At 40.3% G+C, this 19295-nt stretch carries 18 protein-coding genes and 1 rRNA gene; 9 read left to right on the top strand and 10 right to left on the bottom strand.

Annotated elements, in window-relative coordinates; all coding sequences use genetic code 11:
• Positions 1–64: 64 nt before the first annotated feature.
• Both guaD and B2W49_RS06525 read right to left on the bottom strand, forming a co-directional pair.
• Positions 65–1405, bottom strand: a complete 1341-nt coding sequence (guaD, locus tag B2W49_RS06520; RefSeq protein ID WP_291336484.1) for a guanine deaminase — start codon at positions 1403–1405, stop codon at positions 65–67.
• Between the two features lie 159 nt (positions 1406–1564).
• Positions 1565–2530, bottom strand: a complete 966-nt coding sequence (locus tag B2W49_RS06525; protein ID WP_019836202.1) for a TerC family protein — start codon at positions 2528–2530, stop codon at positions 1565–1567.
• A gap of 399 nt (positions 2531–2929) precedes the next feature.
• Between B2W49_RS06525 and B2W49_RS06530 the strand changes: the two genes are divergently transcribed.
• A complete protein-coding gene (locus B2W49_RS06530) occupies positions 2930–3211 on the top strand; it encodes a GNAT family N-acetyltransferase (protein WP_291336486.1) in 282 nt (93 codons plus the stop codon).
• A gap of 139 nt (positions 3212–3350) precedes the next feature.
• Here B2W49_RS06530 and B2W49_RS06535 read toward each other — a convergent pair whose 3' ends face one another.
• The gene (locus tag B2W49_RS06535; protein ID WP_291336488.1) at positions 3351–3554 is read right to left on the bottom strand and encodes a hypothetical protein; all 204 of its coding nucleotides are present in this window, start codon (positions 3552–3554) and stop codon (positions 3351–3353) included.
• 209 nt (positions 3555–3763) lie between these two features.
• Here B2W49_RS06535 and B2W49_RS06540 point away from each other — a divergent pair, with 209 nt between their 5' ends.
• A complete protein-coding gene (locus B2W49_RS06540) occupies positions 3764–4237 on the top strand; it encodes a BLUF domain-containing protein (RefSeq protein WP_291336490.1) in 474 nt (157 codons plus the stop codon).
• A gap of 585 nt (positions 4238–4822) precedes the next feature.
• Here the strand turns inward: B2W49_RS06540 and mpl are convergent.
• The gene (gene mpl / locus B2W49_RS06545; protein ID WP_291336492.1) at positions 4823–6193 is read right to left on the bottom strand and encodes a UDP-N-acetylmuramate:L-alanyl-gamma-D-glutamyl-meso-diaminopimelate ligase; all 1371 of its coding nucleotides are present in this window, start codon (positions 6191–6193) and stop codon (positions 4823–4825) included.
• Positions 6194–6462: 269 nt separating this feature from the next.
• Between mpl and B2W49_RS06550 the strand changes: the two genes are divergently transcribed.
• From B2W49_RS06550 to B2W49_RS06565, 4 genes are all read left to right on the top strand, one after another.
• Positions 6463–6804, top strand: coding sequence for a DMT family protein (locus B2W49_RS06550; RefSeq protein ID WP_096902002.1), 342 nt, complete (start codon positions 6463–6465; stop codon positions 6802–6804).
• Between the two features lie 224 nt (positions 6805–7028).
• The gene (gene purE, locus B2W49_RS06555; protein WP_019836195.1) at positions 7029–7541 is read left to right on the top strand and encodes a 5-(carboxyamino)imidazole ribonucleotide mutase; all 513 of its coding nucleotides are present in this window, start codon (positions 7029–7031) and stop codon (positions 7539–7541) included.
• A gap of 14 nt (positions 7542–7555) precedes the next feature.
• A complete protein-coding gene (locus B2W49_RS06560; RefSeq protein ID WP_291336496.1) occupies positions 7556–8677 on the top strand; it encodes a 5-(carboxyamino)imidazole ribonucleotide synthase in 1122 nt (373 codons plus the stop codon).
• 808 nt (positions 8678–9485) lie between these two features.
• Positions 9486–10772 (top strand): lytic murein transglycosylase, encoded by a 1287-nt coding sequence (locus B2W49_RS06565; protein WP_291336497.1) that lies wholly within the window; start codon positions 9486–9488, stop codon positions 10770–10772.
• Positions 10773–10841: 69 nt separating this feature from the next.
• Here the strand turns inward: B2W49_RS06565 and B2W49_RS06570 are convergent, their stop codons facing one another.
• The 5 genes from B2W49_RS06570 to B2W49_RS06590 all read right to left on the bottom strand — a co-directional run bounded on the left by B2W49_RS06570 (position 10842) and on the right by B2W49_RS06590 (position 16091).
• The gene (locus B2W49_RS06570) at positions 10842–11219 is read right to left on the bottom strand and encodes a hypothetical protein (RefSeq protein WP_178319451.1); all 378 of its coding nucleotides are present in this window, start codon (positions 11217–11219) and stop codon (positions 10842–10844) included.
• A 140-nt stretch (positions 11220–11359) separates the two neighbouring features.
• Entirely contained in the window at positions 11360–12274 is a 915-nt protein-coding gene (locus B2W49_RS06575; protein WP_291336500.1) for a matrixin family metalloprotease, read from the bottom strand.
• A 220-nt stretch (positions 12275–12494) separates the two neighbouring features.
• Complete coding sequence (gene dnaK, locus B2W49_RS06580; protein WP_096901986.1) at positions 12495–14432, bottom strand: molecular chaperone DnaK; 1938 nt, start codon at positions 14430–14432, stop codon at positions 12495–12497.
• 120 nt (positions 14433–14552) lie between these two features.
• Positions 14553–15125: a nucleotide exchange factor GrpE gene (grpE, locus tag B2W49_RS06585; protein ID WP_277948952.1), complete on the bottom strand. Its 573-nt coding sequence runs from the start codon at positions 15123–15125 to the stop codon at positions 14553–14555.
• Positions 15126–15644: 519 nt separating this feature from the next.
• Positions 15645–16091 (bottom strand): hypothetical protein, encoded by a 447-nt coding sequence (locus B2W49_RS06590; RefSeq protein WP_291336505.1) that lies wholly within the window; start codon positions 16089–16091, stop codon positions 15645–15647.
• A gap of 218 nt (positions 16092–16309) precedes the next feature.
• Between B2W49_RS06590 and B2W49_RS06595 the strand changes: the two genes are divergently transcribed.
• Positions 16310–17383 carry an alpha/beta hydrolase gene (locus tag B2W49_RS06595; protein ID WP_096901983.1) on the top strand — a complete coding sequence of 358 codons (1074 nt, stop codon included), beginning with the start codon at positions 16310–16312 and terminating at the stop codon, positions 17381–17383.
• Positions 17384–17969: 586 nt separating this feature from the next.
• Here the strand turns inward: B2W49_RS06595 and B2W49_RS06600 are convergent.
• Positions 17970–18095: a hypothetical protein gene (locus B2W49_RS06600; RefSeq protein ID WP_277948951.1), complete on the bottom strand. Its 126-nt coding sequence runs from the start codon at positions 18093–18095 to the stop codon at positions 17970–17972.
• A 97-nt stretch (positions 18096–18192) separates the two neighbouring features.
• Between B2W49_RS06600 and B2W49_RS06605 the strand changes: the two genes are divergently transcribed.
• Both B2W49_RS06605 and B2W49_RS06610 read left to right on the top strand, forming a co-directional pair.
• On the top strand, positions 18193–18762 hold the full coding sequence (locus B2W49_RS06605; RefSeq protein WP_096901982.1) for a peptidylprolyl isomerase: 570 nt from the start codon (positions 18193–18195) through the stop codon (positions 18760–18762).
• 434 nt (positions 18763–19196) lie between these two features.
• Positions 19197–19295, top strand: a 16S ribosomal RNA gene (locus B2W49_RS06610); the annotation flags it as partial.

The raw sequence follows: 19295 nt of genomic DNA on the forward strand, positions 1-19295 counted from the left end.
CATGGCACAACCGAGTATCAGCATTGCCCATCCTATAGCTTTCATATACGAGGGTTGCGCAGGTTTAGCCACCTGCTGCTGAGTTTTGATTGGGTTGGTAGTAGGCGCGTTGTCCATAAATATAGGTCGCATGAATATTGCGGTCATCTGCTAAAGTAATGAGGGCAAATAATGCATCTTCAAGATGTTTGGCACGTTGTTGTCGTAAGCGTTGTAAAGCTGTGGCATTTAAATCAAGCACCACAAAATCGGCTTCTTTGCCTAACTTAAAATTACCTAGCTTATCGTCTAAGTCTAAAGCTTTGGCAGCGCCTAATGTGGCGTGATACAGCGCTTCAAAGGCTGAGAGTTTTGCGCTTTGCAGTTGTTGCACTTTATAGGCTTCATTGAGGATATGCAGTACATTAAACGAGGTGCCTGCGCCAATATCTGTACCTAAACCGACCTTCACCTGTCGCTCCCAAGTTTTATGTAGTGGGAATAAACCGCTGCCTAAAAATAAATTGGAGCTTGGGCAAAATGCAATTGCAGAATCGGTATGATGCAGACATTGCCATTCATGTTCTTCTAAATGCACACAATGCGCAAAAACCGAACGTGAACCTGTTAAACCATAGTGATGATAAACATCTAAATATCCATTTTGCTCTGGAAATAATTGTTTCACCCATGCAATTTCATTGTGATTTTCACTTAAATGGGTATGCACATAAACATCTGGATATTCGGCTTTAAGCTGCCCTGCCCGTGCCAATTGTTCAGGACTGGAGGTCGGTGCAAAACGTGGGGTAATGGCATAAAGGTTACGTCCTTTGCCATGCCATTTTTCAATTAAGGCTTTAGAGTCTGCGTAAGCGCTTTTTGCAGTGTCGCATAAGGCTTCAGGTGCATGTCGGTCCATCATCACCTTACCTGCAATCAAACGCATTTGTTGCTGTTGTGCAGCTTCAAATAAAGCATCTACCGATTCAGGATGCACCGTACAGAACACCAACGCTGTCGTGGTACCATTTTTGAGTAATTCCTGCACAAAAAATTCAGCAATCTGATTTGCATAGGCTTGATCTGAAAATTGTAGTTCGGTCGGAAAAGTATAAGTATTTAGCCATTCCAATAATTGTTCGCCATAGGCGCCTATCATTTCGGTCTGTGGAAAATGAATATGGGTGTCGATGAAGCCAGGCACTATGAGATGATCAGGATAATGATGGAACTCTGTGTTGGCGTTTAGCTGTGCCTGCCCTTCTTGCCATGAACCCAACCACTGAATTTTGCCTTGTTCACAAATTAACAAGCCATCGTCTATATAGCGGACGTGTTCTGAAATTTGATCGGCTTGGCTGACGCAGTTTTTGAAATCAAGAAAGCAACCACGAATTGCGGTGCGTTGTACAGGAGATGGCATAAACAACCTACATTTTTCATTTTTTCAAGAGATTGTACATTAAATGTAGCTTGCAGCAGTACGATAAAATTTATCGTACGGTCAATTAAAACTTAGCGTAATGAATACAAAAAGCCTTCTCGAAAGAAGGCTTGCAACGATGATGGGGAATGTTAAATTTTATAATGTGGTTTCATGGTGTTTACGACTATGTCGAATTGATAACCACGCAGTGATTGTCAGTACAAGTACAATAAAGCCGAGTGAAATCCAGATAGGCATGTGGAACACATCTAACATCAGCATTTTAAAACCAATAAATAGCAGAATTAAACCCAGTCCATACGGCAAATAATGCATTTTAGTAGCTGCGCCTGAGAGCAAGAAAAACATGGCACGTAAGCCTAAAATAGCCATAAGATTTGCGGTGAGTACAATAAACGGATCGGTAGTCACCGCAAAAATTGCAGGGATGGAATCCACGGCAAAAATAACGTCAGATGCTTCGACCAAAATTAAAACTAAAAATAATGGCGTTGCCCAAAGTACGCCATTTTGGCGAACAAAGAATTTGTCTTGTTGTAGTGTTGGGGTGATCCGCATGTGTTTGCGTAACCATTTCAATAATGCCATATCTTCAATATTGCTGGCTTCTTGTTCTGGGCCTTTTAAGAATTTAAAGCCTGTATAAACCAAAAATGCGCCAAAAATATACAAAATCCAAGAGAATTCTTGTATGAACCAAGCCCCAATAAAAATAAAAATGGTTCTGAGAATAATTGCGCCCAGTACGCCGTAGAGTAAAATTTTACGCTGTAAGCCCGGTGGAATGGCGAATGCGGCGAAGATCATCATCCACACGAATACATTATCGATCGCCAGTGATTTTTCCAGTAAATAACCCGCAAAGTATTCCATGACTTTGGTATTGGCGACTTCTAGCCCAACGCTGTGTTTCAGATACAGCCATAAACCGCCACCAAATAAAGCTGCCACACTGACCCAGGCGATACTCCAATACGCAGCGGTTTTGACTTTGACCGATTCGCCTGCTTTTTGTTTAAAGCCTAAGAGGTCGATAGCGAGCATGACTGCAACAATTGCAAAAAAGACCAGGTATAGCCATAAATTGCCGATAGATTCCATATAATCTCCACATCCGACAATTGGCCATAAAAAAAACTTGACCCGTTGTCAGATGATTTCAAAACATCTGTAACAACATGATCAAGGTCTTGCCTACATAGAGCGGACTTGTGTCAACAAGTCTGTGCGCTATGCTCAGCGTCCGACTTTTTGCAAAGTGTAATGACGAAACGCTGACACGTTAAAGTTATATTTTAACGCTTGGAGGAGGCTACTCCCCTTGTTCAACATAATTTGGGATTAGGACTCTGCCTAAATCTGCGCAAAGCATTACATAATTTTAAGTGTTGTGCAATTGATTCTGCATGGTAAATCATTTTAATTTGTACAAATTCAGCACAATACTTCGTAAAGATTGTGGCAAATTGAAAAAATAGATTAAATTTGATAGGTGGACTTATGCAAATTCAACATCAAGAAACCCAACGTGGTGGCGAGTTTTTTATTGAGCGAGATGGTCGGCATATTGCTGAAATTACTTATCAATATCAAGATGATCACACTATTTTAGCAGATCATACTTGGGTCGATTTGACATTACGTGGCCAAGGGGTTGCCTGTCAACTATTAGATATTTTGGTCGCCTTTGCACGTGAAAAGCAGCTAAAAATTGTGCCTGTTTGCTCTTATGTTGAGACGGTTTTTGAAACGGATACACAATATGCCGATGTCGTGGCTTAAAAACATTATTTTTTAATCAGTATTGTTGAGCTGACCTGTTTTTCTACATACATTTTTTTTAAGTAGATCAAAAGGTAAGGTATGACATACATCCCAATCAGCATGCTGAATAAGAAAAATTTCATCATCACCCAATCATTCAGTGCAATACATAAACCACTGATAAGCGCAATACAAAACCAGTGGAAAAAAATAAGCTCACCCACTGCTTTAAACTTAGCCCTAATACAAATGAGGAAATTAGTATATTTATTTCTTCATTCAGACCTAGACGGTGAAAGCCAATCAGCATACACAAATAAGCGATTAATAAAAATGATGTGGTAAGCACATCTTTGAGCATGACTTTCTCCAAAAACTAAAACAAAACCGCACTTTAAATTGAATGTATGTTAAAAGATGCTACACCTACACCATAGTGGTAAAAGTAGGGTTGAATTGTCAGCCATAAATTACAATTGATTAAAAAATAATCAAAACCACAAAATAATGAGTGATTATTTGAGTCTTTTATCTTAATTTTGTGACCAGTTTACATTTAATGAGTGTGATATGTTAATCAGGTTGTGTTATGCGAGTACCCGAATAGAACATCAAAATGATTTGCTCCAAGACTTCAGTGATATTTTGACAACAGCTCGCCAATTTAATGCTGCACAACACATTTATGGGGTACTTTATTATGCTGAAGGTCATTTTTTTCAGTGTTTAGAAGGTGAACAACAGCAGGTCGAGAAATTATTTGAGCGTATTCAACAAGACCCGCGCCATCGTGATGTATTTCGCTTCCCTGACCAAATACTTGAGCATATCCTTTTTTCAGAATGGTCTATGAAATATGTGCATAAACATAGTCAAATTTCGAGTTTATTTAAAAAGCTCGGCTTTGATGTTTTTCTACCACATCGTTTGGACGAAAAGACGGTGCAGCAATTTTTAGCATTACTTTTGGATTTAGAACAAACCATCTTGCCTGAAAAATCTCAACGGGGTTATAAAAATAGAGGTTATTCAAACTTTTTCTAAATTTAGTTTGTAGAGCACCATTGGTATTTGACCGCTTTATACTGGAATCCGTTTAAATATAAAAAAGCCGATCTATAGTATGAAGATTAGCTTTTTTATCATGCAATAAAGCCAAGATTATTCGTAATTAACCGTCACTTTCAGGGCTTTTTCATCTGAAGGATGCTTAAACACATCATAGGCTTTTCAAATTCTGAAAATTAAAATGGTGTGTTGCTAATTTTTCTAAAGGCGATTTACCTGAACAGCAGTTTTTAAAAGCATGTCTGTCGTATATTGGCATTCACCAAACCCGTGGTGATGGTCAGTTTTTTAATCCAGTGTTTGTTTAACCCAAAATTCATCGACTTATTTGTATTGGTTTTATAATGATTTGACCATATTTCTTAGTAATGGTGATGAAAGACATCCAGCAGCCAACCTGTTGCAATTGTCATGCTCGCAGGATGTTATTCTTCTAAGGTAACAGGACAAGATGACAAGTTCATTAGCAAAATCGTTGCTTTTCAAAAATAATATATAAATTTATAATATATAAAAAAGGCCGTATTTTTTCAAAAACGGCCTTTAAATGACATTGATGGTTTAAGCGCTGTGTTGCAATGCCTGCATCAGTTTTTGGTGCAAGCCACCAAACCCACCATTGGACATGATCACGACTGCATCGCCCTCACCTGCTTGGCTGACGATGGTTTGAATGATCTCATCCAAAGTATTGGCCACCATAGCATGATTGTCTGCCGCGGCAACCACGGGTTGTAAATCCCAGTCTAAGCCTTCAGGTTGATACCAGATCACGGCATCGGCCAAACGAGCCGAATAGGCTAAGCCATCTTTATGACTGCCCATGCGCATGGTGTTGGAACGTGGTTCGATAATTGCCCACAATTTACGTTCACCTAAACGTTTGCGTGCACCTTCGAGAGTCGTTTCAATGGCAGTTGGGTGGTGGGCAAAGTCATCGTACACTTCAATGCCGCGCGGTGTGCCGAGTAATTCCATACGGCGCTTGACCCCACCAAAATTGGATAGCGCAATACATGCCGTTTCAATTGAAACACCGACATGCTCGGCTGCGGCAATGGTAGCTAAAGCATTGGCAACACTGTGCTGCCCTGTCATATTCCAGCGCACTTCGCCTTTGACTACACCATTTTGTAGGACGTTAAAGTGTGAACCATCTGCTGTAAGTTGTTCTGCATACAGTTCTGCATTTGGCTGTGCATCGAGCGAAGTACGCAGCACAGGCGTCCAGCAACCCATCTCCAGCACTTCATCAATATTGTTTTCTGTAATTGGGGCAATAATGCGGCCTTCACTTGGAATGGTTCGCACCAAATGATGGAATTGTTTCTGAATTGCAGCCAAATCATCAAAAATATCGGCATGGTCAAATTCAAGGTTATTTAAAATGGCCGTTTTAGGATGGTAGTGCACGAACTTAGAGCGTTTATCAAAAAATGCGGAGTCGTACTCATCTGCTTCTACACAGAAGTATTTGCCAGCACCTAAACGTGCACTTTCGCTAAAGCCCAACGGAACGCCGCCAATTAAAAAGCCAGGTTCTAAGCCTGCCTGATCTAACACCCACGCCAGCATGGTGGTGGTGGTGGTTTTACCGTGCGTGCCTGCAACGCCCAGTACATGCTTACCTTGCAAGACATGATCGGCCAGAAACTGTGGGCCAGAAATATACGGCAAACCTGCATTGAGCATGTATTCAATCGCATCAATCCCGCGTTTCATGGCATTGCCGACAATCACCAAGTCAGGATGCGGTTGTAAATGGCTGCGGTCATAGCCTTGCATTAAAGTAATGCCTGCATTTTCTAGTTGGGTCGACATCGGTGGATATACGTTTTGGTCTGAACCTGTGACGGTATGTCCTAAATCACGGGCTAAAAGTGCCAAAGAGCCCATAAATGTGCCACAAATACCCAAAATATGCAGATGCATTCCGCCTTACTCCACTGCTTTTATAGACACATCACTTATCTGTTGTGCTGTTGTCGTGATTAATTTGATTTGAAGCAACGATAGCAAGGGTTTTGGCGAAAAGATAGTGATTCTTGTATCTAAACAGCATGATTTTTAAAGTGAGATCTAAGCAGATGTATGACGATGGCAGTGCTTAAAATTCAGTAGAAGATAAAAAATTTGTCTACGTGTATTTTTAAGGTCGAATCCCCGTAAAATAAACTGAAATTTTTAGATAGTACGGCACAATGTCTTCGGCACTTTTACTTTTGGTGATTGCAAACTGTTTTATGACCTTGGCTTGGTATGGTCATCTCAAGTTTTTACCGCACGATGCACCGCTGTGGCAGGCCATTTTATTCAGTTGGGTGATTGCCCTATTTGAATATAGCTTGATGATTCCAGCCACCCGTTTGTTGGCACAGCATGGCTGGGCGGTAGGTCAAATGAAAATTACCCAAGAAGTTGTGACTTTATTGGTGTTTGTACCATTTATGATTTTTCTGTTTAAGCAACCATTTAAACTGGATTATTTATGGGCAGCCTTATGTTTATGTGGTTGCGTGTATTTTGTATTTCGTACACCTTAAAGATGAGTTTTGGTTCGCTTGAATAGCTTTAGGTTCCCCTATTTTGTTTGACTGTTTTTTAATTCTCTAAAATAACCCGATAAAAATAATCAAAAAAGTCGCTTGAGTAGCCCTGTTTAATTTTAACAAGTCGAAAAATCAGTCTATAATGTGGTGTTCTTATTCAAGCTTGGCTTTCTCGCCTGAATTTCTCTTTCCTTAGTTTCGTTTCTGGAATATTTGTAATGAACGCGGCCGCTGCACAAGACGCTCCTCTCGTTGGAATTATCATGGGTTCTCAATCGGATTGGGCAACTCTCGAACACACTGCCAATATGCTAAAGCAGCTTGGTGTCCCATTTGAAGCGGAAGTCGTTTCTGCACACCGTACCCCAGATCGCTTATTTGAATATGCTGAACAAGCGCGTGATCGAGGCATTCAGGTGATTATTGCAGGCGCAGGTGGTGCCGCACACTTACCAGGGATGTGTGCAGCCAAAACTGATTTACCTGTTTTGGGTGTGCCAGTGAAATCTTCAATTTTAAATGGTGTCGATTCATTACTTTCGATTGTACAAATGCCTGCAGGTATTGCAGTAGGTACTTTGGCCATTGGTCCTGCGGGAGCAACCAATGCGGCAATTATGGCGGCCCAAATTTTAGGTTTAACCCGTCCAGAGATTGCACAAAATGTTGCCAATTTCCGTGCCGCACAAACTGAAAAAGTTTCCAGCAACAATATTCCAGGTCAGGCTTAAGCGGGACAATTACTATGGATAAGACCATCGGTATTTTTGGTGGCGGACAATTGGGTCGCATGATGGCGCAGGCGGCCTTACCTTTAAATATTCAATGTACTTTTTTTGAAGCTAGTCAAGATTGTCCTGCGGCAGCCTTAGGTCAGGTTTTTGCTAGCAAAAGCGAAAATAGCCTACAAGACTTTATACACAGTGCCGATGTATTCAGCCTTGAGTTTGAAAATACACCGTTGGCAGATGTTGATGTATTGATTAAGCAGAAAGACTTGCATCCACCACGTCAGGCTTTGGCAATTGCTCAAAACCGCTTGCTGGAAAAAGGCTTATTTGATGAATTGGCGATTCCTGTTGCGCCGTATAGAGCGGTCAACTCGCTAGAAAGTTTACAGGCTGCTGTCGCTGAACTTGGTCTGCCAATTGTATTAAAAACCGCAACGGGCGGCTATGATGGCAAAGGTCAGTTTGTATTGCGCAGTGCCGATCAGATTGAACAAGCGTGGGTGGAACTTGGCCCTGCAGGCAGTTTGATTGCAGAAAGTTTTGTAACTTTTTCACGTGAAGTATCTATTATTGCGGTACGTGGTCAAAATGGTGAAGTTAAAACTTGGCCCTTGGCAGAAAACCATCATCACAACGGTATTTTATCGCACTCGATTGTGCCTGCACCAAACAGCGCAGACTTACAGCCTGTGGCGCAAGACTACATCACTCGCCTACTCAATCACTTGAATTATGTTGGTGTGTTGACGCTAGAACTGTTTGTGACCGAACAAGGTTTGTATGCCAATGAAATGGCACCTCGCGTGCATAACTCAGGTCATTGGTCTATTGAAGGTGCCGTGTGTTCGCAATTTGAAAATCATATTCGTGCCGTAGCAGGTTTACCTTTGGGTTCAACTGAAGTGGTACGTCCAACGGTGATGGTCAATATTATTGGTCAACATCCAAAAACTGAAGATGTGTTGGCATTGAATGGCGCACATTTGCATTTGTACAATAAAACTGAGCGTGAAGGTCGTAAAATTGGGCATATTACTTTAATGCCGAATGATGCTGCTGAATTGACAGATTTATGCCGCCAATTGGCAAAAATTTTGCCAAATCCTTTGGCACTCAGTGAAGATATGCGCATCTAAGCTTATACATAATCGAAAAATCATAAAAAAGCGTTCAATATTGAGCGCTTTTTTATCTCTTAGATTCTCAAATGAAGTGCAACAAATTTTAAATCTTACTATATCAATACTTTCTACCGTTTATCAGTAGCCAATTGACCCTGTAATTCTGGCTTGATTAAGATAGATTTGTTCTAAGCAACAAAAATAACTGTATCCAACAGTGGTTCTCAATAAAAATACAAACAAGTTTGTTAGGCCAAGACAGTAGTAATGAATTCAAAACTTTAAATTCAAATGGCGGTTTTTAAATTTAAAGCTATGGTGTAACTTTGAATTTAAATATGGCAAATGAATTTAAAAATGGGTAAATAGTTTTGAATTTAAATAAAAATATTGGTTGTTGTAGTCTTTAAATTTAAAAAACTGCTTTTAAATTCAAATCAATAGACTTCTTGCGTTAGTCAAATTTTAAGCAGTCAAAAGCTATATTTATAAGGTTTTAGCCAATTCAAAAATTAGATAAAACTATACTTTCGCAAGAGGTCTAATTACTTCGGGAAATGCAATATATATCTAGTTTTGTGGATAACTTTTCTCATCTTAATTTGAATTCAAACTTTAAATTTATAAACCTATCGTTTGACTGCAATTTGAATTTAAAAATAAAAAATATGTCACTTGTGGATAAGTGTTTTGAATTTAAAAAAGCAGAAATGAATTTAAAACTGAAAAATGAATTTAAAGTTACAGATTTTCATCTGATCTCTATGGCTGAAGGTGTTATGGTAAAGCCAAGATTTAAATTCAAAACACATCAAAGGGTATTATGCATCGTTTCGCTATGATTTTTGCGACTGCTGCAATGGCAGCTACTCAGGTTCAGGCAGAACTGATTATCAATGGAAAATCTGTCACCGTAACACCAGCGGTCAGTACATCTGCAAATTTTCAACCACAAAACCATTTTCAAAGTTGTTTGGCCAATTTACGCAGCCAAGCCATTGACAAAGGGGTGAGTGGTAGCAGTTATGATCGCTATACTCAAAATCTCAGTCCAGATTATTCCGTCATTGAGCGTTTAAATTACCAACCTGAATTTTCTACGCCAATCTGGGATTATCTTTCAGGCTTAGTGGATGATGAGCGTGTGCAGGCGGGGCAGCAGAAATTGGCACAGCACCGAGATGTGCTTAATCGTGTTGCTGCAGCCTATGGCGTACCTGCAGAAACCGTAGTGGCGGTTTGGGGTGTAGAAAGTAACTTTGGTGCGATTTCAGGATCATATCCATTATTACAAGCGCTAGGTACCTTGAGCTGTGAAGGACGCCGTCAAAGTTATTTCCGTGGTGAGTTTTTTACCACCATGCGTTTATTACAACGTGGCGATGTCACTGAATCACAATTAAAAGGCTCATGGGCAGGAGCGTTTGGGCATACCCAGTTTATGCCATCGACCTATGATGAATTGGCGGTCGATTTTGATGGTGATGGTCGCCGTGACTTGGTGTCTAGTATTCCAGATGCTTTGGCTTCCACCGCTAACTTCTTAAAACGTCGCGGCTGGCAAACAGGACAGCCGTGGGGCTTTGAAGTCAAGGTACCTGCGGGTATGTCTTTGAGTGGTGAAGGGCGACGCAATAAAAAATCTCTCAGCAGTTGGGTCAATCGTGGCTTGACCCGTGCAGATGGTTCGGCATTGATTCAGGGCAATTTATCGGATAGTAGTCAGGCAGGCTTGATGGCGCCTGCGGGTGCGAATGGCCCTGTATTCTTAGTGTTTAGAAACTTCGATGCCATTTATAGCTATAACGCAGCAGAAAGTTATGCCTTAGCGATTGCGCATTTATCAGATCGTTTAATGGGGCAGTCTGCATTTCACACCGCTTGGCCAACCGATGACGCAGGTACATCTCGTGCAGAACGTCGTGAAATTCAACGCTTTTTGTTAAGTCGTGGTTATGACATTGGTGAAGTGGATGGCTTAATTGGCGACAAAACCCGTCAAGCGATTCGTCAAGAACAGATTCGACTCGGCTTAGCTGCAACAGGTCGGGCAGGGCAGCAAATTTTAACAGCATTCCGTAGTGAAGCGGCCAAACAAATGATGCAATAAGTGGTTGCGATTGCATAAAAAGGTCTGCGAATACGCAGACCTTTTTAATTTCTGTTTTAAAACAGGTGTTTAAGGTTCAATTTTCACCGCTTCAAGTAAATCAAAAATCACAGTTGTGACATCTTGGCTTAATTCTTTGTTATTAAAAATTTCATAAGCTGAAATGGTGATGTCGGTATCACTTGGCAGCAAACGCTGTTCTTCTTCAATCAGGTGTTCAATTGGTAATAAGGTCTGTCTAACCTCAAGATGCAAAATATCTTTGTATTCAATATTTTCATCTTCAAGTTCAATTACTTGCTCATTCAAATACGGCAATAAAATAGAGTGGAGACAAGGTTGAAGCTCAACAATATCAAAAATTTCGATATCACGGCTTTGTTCAATCGTGCTGATGTGGTCATTTACTTCAATCAGGATATGGTAGTAACTCACATGAATCTCCACAGATCGTTCAGGGTTATACAGAGCCTTCACAATAACATGAAATGAGTAAATTTGCTGCCTTTGCGCGTGTAAGGGATATGCAACTATCGTACAGGGTGAGGGGAGTTTTGTGTTTTAGTCACTTCAGTTTGTCAAATTGCTTAATGCCGTGCATGGAGTAAATCGAGATCCGCAGGGCGCAGTTGGAAATTCTGTAACTGTTGATCTTTTAGCATTGGATACATTAAGGCATAAGGGTCATTATGGTGTGCTAAACCCAAAGCATGCCCGAATTCATGCGCCAAAGTTAAGCGTAAATCATCTTTAGATTGAAACTCATAAATCCGAATAGCCTGACCATCAAAGCTACCTTTATCAAATAAACGTGGCTGAAAACGTGCATTAAATTGCTGGATGGATACATCAATGTCTTGATTGAGTTGATTGAGCGCATCGACTTGTTGGTTGAGCTGGTGAATGTGTTGATTAAATTGCGCTATTTCGTGTTCTAAACTCCACAGGTGTTGCTGGATTTCTTGTTTTTTGGCTGCAAAAACTTCCCGTTGCGAGGGATGCAGCCCACCACTTTGGTTAATCTGCTGTACTTGTTGATTGTATTGTTCAAGTTGTTGTTCAAATAGCAATTTTTTTGCATCTAGTTGTTGATTTTTATCTTCAATTTCTTGTTTGAGTGCTTGAATGTTTTGGTTTTGATTGTTCCAGTGTTGTTGGCGTTGTTGAATGGCTGTAAGTTGTTGCTGACGTTGATTGGATTCATCTTGACGTTGATCATAAATTAAGTGAATGGTGAGCTTGGCATTTGGATCATATACAAAATAATCCTGTCCCGTCCCTTGTGTCCAGATTTGGGTAGCTTCCTGACTCAGTTGTAGTACATCGGCATGGCTTAAGCCAAAACGCGGATCGACTTCTCCAATACGATAACGTAAGCGATTGTCTAAAGGGTGTTGCAAACGATCCAGTGCAGTATTGTGCCGTGTATGCGGATGCTGAATATTTTGATAAATCATCAAGATAGAAAATAGTATGATTGCACCCAACAGAAACAAACGCATTGCTAGCGACATCCTCTTTTGGATTAACTGTAGCTGAAAATAGGGCAGTAACTCAATCAATTTGCGGTTGGCGCATTATTTTATCTGCTGTATTTGGTTGAGTTTGCAATTGTATGTTCTCTTTAATTTAAATCTTAAAGTGAGTGTAACGAGCACTGAAAAGAAAAACCGCGCTGCAATTGCTTGCAGCGCGGTTTCTGATGTGCGTTAAAGCGACAAATTATTTTTTGTCATCTTTGACTTCGGTGAATTCAGCATCTACAACGCCATCATCGGCTTTTTGCTGACCTGCGTCACCGCCAAAGGCATTCGGATCAAAACCTTGTGCACCGCCTTGACCTTGTGCAGCTTCATACGCACGTTGCGTAATTGGCATGATGATGTTTTGCAATGCTTCAGTTTTCGCTTTGATTGCATCTACATCATTTTCTTTGGTTGTCGCTTCAAGCTCAGTGACTGCAGTTTCAATCGCAGTTTTCTCATCAGCAGTCACTTGTTCACCAAGATCTTTGACTGCTTTTTGAGCAGAAGAAACTAAAGCATCCGCTTCGTTACGTGCTTTTGCAAGTTCTTCAAACTTACGGTCTTCTTCAGCATTCGCTTCAGCATCTTTAATCATCGCTTCAATTTCAGCATCACTCAAACCAGAGTTTGCTTTAATTTGAATTGATTGTTCTTTGCCTGTGCTCTTGTCTTTTGCAGATACTTTCAAGATACCGTCAGCGTTAATGTCGAACGAAACTTCAATTTGTGGCACACCGCGTGGCGCAGGCGGGATGTCACCTAATTGGAAGTTACCCAACAATTTGTTTTGTTGAGCCATTTTACGCTCACCTTGGTAAACTGAAATGTCTACCGCAGGTTGGTTGTCTGCCGCAGTTGAGAACACTTGAGATTTCTTCGCAGGAATCGTGGTGTTTTTCTCAATGATTGGCGTCAACACACCGCCCATGGTTTCAATACCAAGCGTTAATGGCGTTACGTCTAAAAGCAATACGTCAGTTTTGTCACCAGACAATACCGCACCCTGAATTGCTGCACCAATTGCTACAGCTTCGTCTGGGTTTACGTCTTTACGTGGCTCTTTACCAAAGAATTCTTGTACTTTTTGTTGTACAAGTGGCATACGTGATTGACCACCTACCAAAATTACGTCAGAGATGTCAGAAGTCGAAAGTCCCGCATCTTGTAGGGCAACTTTACATGGCTCAATGGTACGAGCGACTAAATCAGCAACCAAACCTTCAAGCTTCGCGCGAGTCACGTTCATTACCAAGTGTTTCGGACCTGTTGCGTCTGCAGTGATATATGGCAAGTTGATTTCGGTCGAATTTGAAGATGAAAGCTCAATTTTTGCTTTCTCAGCCGCTTCTTTCAGACGTTGTAATGCCAATGGATCTTGTTTCAAGTTGAAGTTTTGCTCTTTTTTGAACTCTTCAACTAAGTATTCGATCAAGGCATTGTCAAAGTCTTCACCACCAAGGAAGGTGTCACCATTGGTTGATAACACTTCAATTTGTTGGTCGCCATCAAGGTCTGCGATTTCAATGATGGATACGTCAAAAGTACCACCACCTAAGTCGTAAACTGCAACTTTACGGTCGCCTTCTTTTTTGTCCATACCGAACGCAAGTGCCGCAGCAGTTGGTTCGTTAATGATACGTTTAACGTCTAAGCCAGCGATTTTACCCGCATCTTTGGTTGCTTGACGCTGTGCATCGTTAAAGTAAGCAGGAACAGTAATAACTGCTTCTGTTACTGTTTCACCTAAATAATCTTCTGCAGTTTTTTTCATCTTTTTCAAGATTTCAGCAGAGATTTGTTGAGGAGCTAATTTTTTATCGTTTACTTCAACCCAAGCATCACCATTGTCAGCTTTGATGATTTTGTAAGGCACAAGACCGATATCTTTTTGTACCGCTTGGTCTTCATAACGACGACCGATTAAACGCTTAATCGCGAATAATGTATTTTTCGGGTTAGTTACAGCCTGACGCTTTGCAGATTGACCTACAAGAATTTCACCATCTTTATAAGCAATAATAGATGGCGTTGTACGTGCACCTTCTGCGTTTTCAATTACTTTAACTTTGTCGCCTTCAAGTACCGCTACACATGAGTTAGTTGTACCTAAGTCAATTCCAATAATTTTAGCCATTTGGATGTTTCCTCAAAAATTCTTTTGTAATGTTTTCACTTGTTATTCGATATGAGAGCCAATCAAAATTTTTCAAGTTGTTTAGATGAAATTTTTTTTCAACTCTCAATTTTATATGGCTTAAGCGCCAACCATCACCATTGCAGGGCGGAGTAAGCGACCATGTATGGTGTAGCCTTTTTGTAATACGTTGCCAATTTCGTTGGCTTTTGCATTTGGATCAATCCCTACGGCTTGATGCAGGTCTGCATTGAAACCATTGGCTGTATCAATCACCACTACACCAAACTTTTCTAAAGTGGTCAGTAGTGATTTCAATGTGAGTTCCACACCTTCAGACAAGGCCGTTTTTTCATCACCATTGGCGGCAATGGCACGTTCAAGGTTGTCTACTGAATCTAACAATTCTTTCGCAAACTTTTCTAAAGCAAACTTTTTAGCGGTATCTGCTTCGCGTTCTAAACGCTCTTTGGTTTTTTCAGCTTCGTAAACTGCATTGGCAGTACGTGCTTTTTCCAATTTTAGATTTTCTTCAAGTTTGCTCAGTTGTTCTTGTAAAGACTCAACGGAAACTTCTGCTTGCTCAGTATCTTGCGCTGTTTGTTGTTCCGTTTGCGCTTGCTCAAGGTCTTGAGTTTGTTCGTTCTGCTCAGTTGCCATTGATTTACTCCGTTTAAATGGGTTTTTAAACATGTACAGTCCTTTGGCGTCAGTGCTAATGCAAACTGCGTTATTGCTGAACTGCCATGGTTCGAGAAGTTCGTAATTAGTTAAGAAATCGGGGCAGGGTAGATAAAATTCAAGCGTCTTTGCAGATTAATTTTAATTTGCTTTTTACTTTAACTAAAAATAACAATTTTGCTGCACTTTAATGTTGCAAGTGAAGGCTAGTTTAAAGCAAAAAGATGCGGCATTTTGGTGCTAAAAAATGAATTTAAAGCCTAAAAAGCATTTGATTTATATGGGAATTGACCTGTAGCTCAGGATTTTTATTTTAGCTTTCATTGAATAGCCGTGCTAAGGACGTGTTAAGTAAGAGCTAAACAAATTATTTTAGAGTTATTTTTTTACAATAATTTATACGCTGCTTATTCTTTGTGCATAGATGCTATATTGCTGTAGTTTCTAGTGTATTGTTAAAAGTGTTTTCTGGCTTATCCAAGCTCTAGATAAGCCTTTTTTTACTTCATTTGTTTAGCATAGCTGCAAGACTTAATCACGATCCCGTCTTTGTTCACGGTCTTTACGATTTTCCTGCCAGCGTTTACGTGCTTCCTCACGTTTTTTACGTTCAGCTTCAACTTGCTGTTTACGTTTTTGTTCAAGCTGCTTGCGCTGTTGTTCCGAAAGTCGTTTACGTTGCTCAGCTAAACGCTGGCTTTCTTGCTCGTGTTTTTGCCGTTGCAATTGCTTTTGTCGGTTTTGTTCCCATTCACGACGCTCAATTTCGCGCTTGCGACGTTCTAATTCTACCCGTTGTTGGCGCTGTTGATATTCCCAACGCTGACGATCATAGTCATAACGTCGATCATCATAATCATGGCGACGTTCATAACGAGGATCATAGCGACCATCGTAGTAACCATCTTCAGGAAATGCGACACAGCCTACGGCTAAAAAAGCAGTAGCGCATGAGAGTAATATCAGTTTTTTAGCCATGTTCCACCTCCTGAGCCAATCTATAAATTTGCAAGAAACATGCATAATGGTCAGCTAAACTGTCAATGACAGCGTCATAAAAGCAGGGTAGCGTATAGGTAATTTGAATGTGTATAACGATTGAAGCACTTGTATAACAAAATGGTCACTTTACTGTTGATCATGAAGAAATTATGAAGCATTAGGTAAATCATGCAGATATATAAAAAGGAATAGGCATGCAAATTTTGAATTCTTCTCTCAAAAATAAATTGCACAAAAGACAAGGTGCTGCTGCACGTGCATTAAATAAGTTACCAAGTCGAGTGCATCATACTTTGGCTCACGCCTTGGGTTATCCATATCATTATCCAGACCTTGATCCATTTATTAAATGCATGATGGCAGCACAATTAAAGCAAGGGAAAATAGGTTTTATTGGTGCTGACCCTGTGCAGTCCAGACAAGCATTTGATCGACAAATGCAATCAATTCTGAGTACTCCAACTGCGGTCAAAAGGGTTGAAGAAATCCGTTTAAACTTGGCCAGTGGCAATATCGCAGCGCGTTATTATCATCCTGCACCCCATAAAAAATTGCCTTTAATCGTGTTTTATCATGGTGGTGGATTTGTGGTGGGTGGTTTAGACAGCCATGATGAATTCTGCCGTTTGATGGCAGTGCACGCCAATGCGCAAGTATTGAGTGTAGCGTATCCTCTCGCGCCTGAAGCCAGCCCACAGCAGATTATTCAAGTCTGTGAAGATGCTTTGGCATGGGCGTATCAACATCGTCGCGAAATGAAAATTTTAAAAAATCGTATAGCGGTGGCAGGCGATAGCGCAGGCGGCAATATTGCCGCGGTGGTTGCTCAGCGTAGTGCTCATTCAGCTTATGCACCTGACGCACAATTTTTAATTTATCCAGCCTTAGATTTTAAGAGCCGACATCCTTCATTTTTTGCTTATAAAGATGGTTTAGTATTGACGGGACAAGATATTGATTTTGTCACCCAACACTATGTCGCACAGCATCAGGTCGCTTTGGATGATCCAATCATTTCACCAACTTATGGCAAATTGAAAAAACTGCCACCTACCTTTGTGGTCACAGCAGGGCATGATGTGTTGCATGATGAAGCTGAAATTTATGCACATAAATTACGTCAGAATGCTGTCACGGTAAAATATGTAGAATATTTAGATCAAACTCATGGTTTTATTAGCATGACCTTTGTGTCGCGACGCGCTAAAAAAATCAGCATTGAAATGTGCAAAAACTTTAGAAAATTCTGGGATCGACCACGTAGCTAAATCTTGGATTGTCTGTTTTAAGCTGTTTCACGTGGAACAATGAAACTAGAGCAGCGATTTTTGCTTCGGTAAAAGTCAGCTCCAATTCAGGTATGTAAAAAACCGTTGATGAAGCGTGCCTGATTAAATCAGGAAAGAAACCTGGATTCTATTGCTAGGACGCGTGTTTGAACGGGATTAATATGCCGCGAAAAGAAGAATTAAATTGATAGGATTTCCTTTGCCATATTTGCTAAATTGTTATTAAAAGTGCAGTAGGGATGTAACGAGTATTCATCTGAAAGCTACGTTGCGGAAAGCATTTTTAAGTTGAATGGCGAATTGCAAGGTTGAGTGTTGTATTTTGCAACTCATCTGCCGATCTTGATATCCCAATCAAAGCTTGCAGTTCTTTCGGAATGCCCCAAAGCTGCAGTCTGTGTTACACAGAAGACTCAGATGGAACGAATATTTTTAGCAATGGTAGATAAACGACGCTACGTAAATAAAGGATGATCTAAAATCAGCAGCTCATCATCAGTACCAATAGGGTTAGCGTGTAACGTCCCTACATGACTTGAATAGGACGACCTAAAAAAAGAAGGTGCTAAGCCAAAAATAATGCCTGTTGTAAAAATTCTGGATTGAGCCAACAATCTAAAATATAGGCTTCACCTTGCAGTTGCCAAGGTGTGGGACACAGTCGGATCTGATCTGAATTATTTTTATACATAAGTTTTCCAGCATGATAAAAAATAACCACTGATTTATTCACATAATCTAATTAATATAGAGCAATGCAAATACAACACTGATGGATTGGTCAGCAAATGTTAAAACAAAGTATGTTCACCATGTCGGCAATGCTTATCAGCTTCAATACCATGGCAGCCAACACCGTGGTAGAAATGACAACCAGTATGGGCAACATTGAAATCGAGTTGTTTAATGACAAAGCCCCAATTTCTGCAAAGAAATTTGAAAACTATGCTAAGTCAAACTTCTATAATGGTACGATTTTCCATCGTGTCATTCCGGGCTTTATGGTGCAAGGCGGTGGTATAGATGCCAATATGCAAGAAAAGCCAACCAAAGCGACCATTCGTAATGAATCAAGTAATGGTTTGAAAAATACCCGTGGTACCTTAGCGATGGCACGTATGAATCATCCTGATTCTGCTAGCAGCCAATTTTTTATTAATGTGGTAGATAACAATTTCTTAAATCGAAGTCCACGTAACGCAGGCTATGCGGTATTTGGACAAGTCATCAAAGGGATGGATGTTGTCGATAAGATTGTGAAAGTACCCACTGGAAACTATGGTATGCACCAGAATGTACCGAAACAAGCGGTAAAAATACTCAGTGTGAAAGTGAAAGAGGCTGCTCCAACAAAATAAGCGAATTTAGATTACAAAAATATGAAAAACATATTTTTAATTTAAAATTATAGGGTTACTATGAGTTTTGTGTGTTTTTGAACCAAAATGGTGCGTAAAAATCCAACACTCGTGAAAACAAGTAGTTAAAAGCACTTGCACGTGTAGGAAATTGCCCTATAATGCACCCATCCCGACGCGAAACAGCCTACGAACTTAGCTCACAGGGTTAAGTTGCAGAGAAAGTTTTGCGTTATATTTTCACTGACGAAGTGAAAATAAGATCATTAAGAGATTATGAAGAACAACTTGTGTGGATTTTTACTGGTTGATTGATCGAAATTATTTTCATTGATTGATTGGTTTAAATTACTCGAAGTTTATTTGAGCGAAATTTAAGTCAGAAAATTGATGAGCCAGATTTGGTCACTTCGAATAAAGTGACAAAATGATTTTAACTGAAGAGTTTGATCATGGCTCAGATTGAACGCTGGCGGCAGGCTTAACACATGCAAGTCGAGCGGGCGATGTTGCTTCGGTAACTGAGCTAGCGG

Origin of the sequence: Acinetobacter sp. UBA801 (assembly GCA_002296655.1) — a bacterium.
Classification (GTDB): Bacteria; Pseudomonadota; Gammaproteobacteria; order Pseudomonadales; family Moraxellaceae; genus Acinetobacter.

Bases quoted from the DNA above. Each gene is read 5' to 3' on its own strand.
- guaD (WP_291336484.1), bottom strand. From the start codon at position 1,405: ATGCCATCTCCTGTACAACGCACCGCAATTCGTGGTTGCTTTCTTGAT.
- B2W49_RS06525 (WP_019836202.1), bottom strand. From the start codon at position 2,530: ATGGAATCTATCGGCAATTTATGGCTATACCTGGTCTTTTTTGCAATT.
- B2W49_RS06530 (WP_291336486.1), top strand. From the start codon at position 2,930: ATGCAAATTCAACATCAAGAAACCCAACGTGGTGGCGAGTTTTTTATT.
- B2W49_RS06535 (WP_291336488.1), bottom strand. From the start codon at position 3,554: ATGCTCAAAGATGTGCTTACCACATCATTTTTATTAATCGCTTATTTG.
- B2W49_RS06540 (WP_291336490.1), top strand. From the start codon at position 3,764: ATGTTAATCAGGTTGTGTTATGCGAGTACCCGAATAGAACATCAAAAT.
- mpl (WP_291336492.1), bottom strand. From the start codon at position 6,193: ATGCATCTGCATATTTTGGGTATTTGTGGCACATTTATGGGCTCTTTG.
- B2W49_RS06550 (WP_096902002.1), top strand. From the start codon at position 6,463: ATGTCTTCGGCACTTTTACTTTTGGTGATTGCAAACTGTTTTATGACC.
- purE (WP_019836195.1), top strand. From the start codon at position 7,029: ATGAACGCGGCCGCTGCACAAGACGCTCCTCTCGTTGGAATTATCATG.
- B2W49_RS06560 (WP_291336496.1), top strand. From the start codon at position 7,556: ATGGATAAGACCATCGGTATTTTTGGTGGCGGACAATTGGGTCGCATG.
- B2W49_RS06565 (WP_291336497.1), top strand. From the start codon at position 9,486: ATGCATCGTTTCGCTATGATTTTTGCGACTGCTGCAATGGCAGCTACT.
- B2W49_RS06575 (WP_291336500.1), bottom strand. From the start codon at position 12,274: ATGCGTTTGTTTCTGTTGGGTGCAATCATACTATTTTCTATCTTGATG.
- dnaK (WP_096901986.1), bottom strand. From the start codon at position 14,432: ATGGCTAAAATTATTGGAATTGACTTAGGTACAACTAACTCATGTGTA.
- grpE (WP_277948952.1), bottom strand. From the start codon at position 15,125: ATGTTTAAAAACCCATTTAAACGGAGTAAATCAATGGCAACTGAGCAG.
- B2W49_RS06590 (WP_291336505.1), bottom strand. From the start codon at position 16,091: ATGGCTAAAAAACTGATATTACTCTCATGCGCTACTGCTTTTTTAGCC.
- B2W49_RS06595 (WP_096901983.1), top strand. From the start codon at position 16,310: ATGCAAATTTTGAATTCTTCTCTCAAAAATAAATTGCACAAAAGACAA.
- B2W49_RS06600 (WP_277948951.1), bottom strand. From the start codon at position 18,095: ATGTATAAAAATAATTCAGATCAGATCCGACTGTGTCCCACACCTTGG.
- B2W49_RS06605 (WP_096901982.1), top strand. From the start codon at position 18,193: ATGTTAAAACAAAGTATGTTCACCATGTCGGCAATGCTTATCAGCTTC.